The sequence below is a fragment of the Streptomyces rugosispiralis genome, assembly GCF_024505145.1.
GTDB classification, from domain to species: domain Bacteria; phylum Actinomycetota; class Actinomycetes; order Streptomycetales; family Streptomycetaceae; genus Streptomyces; species Streptomyces rugosispiralis.
On sequence record NZ_JANIAA010000131.1, the window covers coordinates 1 to 3,083 of the forward strand.

Below are 3,083 nucleotides of genomic sequence, written 5' to 3' on the forward strand. Positions count from 1 at the left end.
CCGAACGGGCCAGCACCGCCTCCCGCTCCTCGGCGCCGAGCAGCTCGACCGTGCCGACGCGGCGTGACGGGTCGGCCGCCAGGGTGGCGACCAGGCGCACGAAGCGGTCGGCCAGTGCCCTGGCCGTCTCGTGGTCGAACAGATCGGTGGCGTACTCCAGGTTGCCCAGGACGCCACGTCCGGGTAGGTCGGCCATGTTGAAGAACAGGTCGAACTTCGCCGTCTCGGTGCGCACCTGCTCGAACTCGACGCGCAGTCCGGGCAGGGCGAAGTCCTTCCGGGCGAAGTTCTGCCAGGCGAACATCACCTGGAACAGCGGCGGGTGCGCGGTGGACCGCTCCGGGTTGAGGATCTCCACCAGGCGCTCGAACGGGACGTCCTGGTTGTCGTAGGCGGCCAGGGAGGTGTCGCGTACGCGGTCGAGCAGGTCGCCGAAGGCGGGGTTGCCCGACACGTCGGCCCGCAGCACCCAGGTGTTGACGAAGAAGCCCACCAGGTCCGCGAGGCCCTCGTCGGTGCGGTTGGCGATCGGCGAGCCGATCGTCAGATCCTCGCCGCCGCCCAGGCCGTGCAACAGGGCGGCGAGCGCGGCCTGGAGCACCATCGAGACGGTGGCGCCCTGTGCGTGTGCCAGTGCCTCGACGGCGGCCACGGTCGGCTTGTCCAGAGTGAACTCGACGACGGCGCCCCGGTGGGAGGCCACCGGCGGTCGGGGCCGGTCGGTGGGCAGCCGCAGCGGCTGCGGCACCCCCGCCAGCTCCTCGCGCCAGTAGGCGATCTGCCGGGACAGCACGCTGTCCGGGTCGTCCTCGTCGCCCAGCAGCTCGCGCTGCCACAGCGTGTAGTCCGTGTACTGGACCGGCAGCTCCGCCCAGTTGGGGGCGCCGCCCCGGCGGCGGGCCGTGTAGGCGGCGGCCAGGTCGCGGGCCAGCGGGGCCATGGACGCGCCGTCACTGGCGATGTGGTGGATCAGCAGGACGAGGACGTGCTCCTCCGCGTCCAGCCGCAGCAGCACGGCGCGGACCGGGATCTGGGTCGCCAGGTCGAAGGGGTGGGACACCACCTCGGCCATGGCGTCGGCCACCGTCTCGGGCGCCACGTCCCGCACCGGCATGGTGAGCGTCACCTCGTCGGCGGGCAGCACCCGCTGGTAGGGCACCCCGTCGGTGTCCTCGGCGAACAGGGTGCGCAGGCTCTCGTGCCGGGTCACCACGTCGCCCACCGCCTCCTTGAGCGCCGCGGTGTCCAGCTCACCGGTGAGCCGCAGCGGGAAGGGCGCGTTGTAGGTCGCCGAGGGGCCCTCGAACTTGTCGATGAACCACAGCCGGCGCTGTGCGAACGACAGCGGCACCCGTTCGGGCCGGTCCTGCGCACGGCGCAGCGGAGGACGCACACGGGATCCCGCCGAGAGCTGTCCGAGCAGGTCCACCACCGTGGATGCCTCGAACACGGTACGGATGGGCACTTCCACCCCGAGCACGGCACGGATGCGGCTCACCAGCCGGGTGGCCAGCAGTGAGTGCCCGCCGAGCGCGAAGAAGTCGTCGTCGATACCGATCCGGTCCAGCCCGAGCACCTCGGCGAACAGGGCGCACAGCGCCTCCTCGTCCGGGGTGCGCGGGGCCCGGCCGGCCGCGTCCCGCGCGAAGTCGGGCGCGGGCAGGGCCCGGTGGTCCAGCTTCCCGTTGGGGGTCAGCGGGATCTCGGCGAGGGCGACGACGGTGGAGGGCACCATGTGTTCGGGCAGCCGGTCGCGCAGGTACCCGCGGAGTCCGCCGACGAGGGCGCCGATCCGGCCCGCCGCGGCCGGTTCGTTGGCCAGTGTCCGGTCCCCGCGGGCGGCGGGCTGGTAGACGCCGGTCAGCGCCCGGCCGGTGACGTCGCCTTCGGGGAAGAGCACCGCGTCGAAGCACTCGGGCGCGCTCCCGTTCCACGTCAGCACGGCACCCCAGCCGTGTTCGGCGGCCCAGGCGCGCACGTCCTGCGGGTCGAGCGGGGGCCCCTGGACGGCGGCGGGCGCGGCGATGTCGGCCGCGGCGGCGTCCGCCACCTCACCCGTGAGCCGTACGTTGGGGATGCGGGTGACGCGCACCGGGTCGCCGCCCCGGGCGCGGCACTGCTCGGCCAGGTCGGTGAGGCTGTCCGCCTGGAGGCCCCAGGACAGGGAGGGCACCTGGTCGAGGGCGCGCCCCGCCACCGGCGCCTTGTGCAGCACCACCTCGTAGCGGTGCCGGGTCAGCTCGTTGTGCGCGCGTCCCGGCTTGAGGCGGATGTCGGCGCCGCCGGCGCCGTGCCGCTCGGCCCAGCGGGTGAACCACTCCGGGTCCAGGACCAGCTCCTTCTCCATGAGGATCGCGCGGGCGACCGCGTTGCGGGCCGACGAGGGGGCCGCCTCGGGGTGGAGGGCCCGCTGGACTCCGGCGCGGAACAGCTTCAGGGACGCGGCGTTGCGCACGTCGCCGACGAGTATCCGGCCCCCGGGCGCGAGCAGGTCCATGGCCTGGGTCAGCACCTGATCGAGGTAGCCGGGGTCGGGGAAGTACTGGACGACCGAGTTGAGCACCACGATGTCGAAGTACGCGTGCGGCAGTCCGGTGACGTCGTCGGCGTTCCGGTGCGACAGCCGGACGCGGTCGGCGAGCCCGGCGTCGGCCACTTGGCCGCGCAGCCGCTCGATGACGGCCGCAGACATGTCGGTGCCCCAGTACTCGTCCACCCCGGCGGCGATCTGTGACATCAGCAGGCCGGTGCCGACGCCGAGTTCCAGCACCCGGCGCGGGGCCCAGCAGGTGATGGCGGCGACGGCCGCGTCGCGCCACTCGGCCATTTCGTCGAGCGGGATGGGCTGCCCGGTGTAGCTGGAGTTCCAGCCGGTGAAGTCCTCCCCCCAGGTGGCTTCGGAGCGGGAGTAGACCTGGTCGTAGATCTGCTCCCATTCGTCGACCTGCTCGTCGGCGCCCGCGGTGCCGAGGGTGTCGTCTTCGCCGGGCACGACGTAGCCGACCAGGCGCCGCTCGGCCAGCTGGTCCTCGTTCCAGGTGACGACGGCCTGAGCGACTCCGGGGTGGGCGAGCAGGGCGGTC

General features: G+C 73.3%; 1 protein-coding gene. It reads right to left on the reverse strand.

Going from position 1 to position 3,083, the window contains the following annotated elements:
* Positions 1–3,083 (reverse strand): condensation domain-containing protein (locus NP777_RS46640; RefSeq protein WP_256656285.1); only part of this gene is annotated, 3,083 nt, incomplete at both ends.